The organism is Klebsiella sp. K47 (genome assembly GCF_051858335.1).
Taxonomy (GTDB): domain Bacteria; phylum Pseudomonadota; class Gammaproteobacteria; order Enterobacterales; family Enterobacteriaceae; genus Klebsiella; species Klebsiella pneumoniae.
Window position 1 is genome coordinate 1 of record NZ_JBPYUI010000332.1, and the last position, 230, is coordinate 230.

Annotated in this window: 1 protein-coding gene; it reads right to left on the reverse strand. The window is 61.3% G+C overall.

Going from position 1 to position 230, the window contains the following annotated elements:
• Window positions 1-230, reverse strand: a 230-nt coding sequence (locus RRF55_RS28260; protein WP_439419334.1) for a hypothetical protein, incomplete at both ends; no start/stop codon positions are given.

The following is a 230-nucleotide window of genomic DNA, read 5'->3' on the forward strand; positions in this document are numbered from 1 at the left end:
ATGTCGGCGACCTTGTAGCGCTCCTTGAACGTCTCGACAAAGGCCAGCGGGTCTTCGACATCGTGGCGTTCAACCTCGACACCGTCCTGCAGGATGCTGACGTGATAGCCGTGCACCCGCATCACCGTCCTCGAGGGCAGGCCGATCATCGAGTAACGGCCCCATTTCTCGCCGCCCTGCACCGATTCGAGCAGGTACGAGTTGGCCTGGTCGGCCAGCTTCAGGTAGAT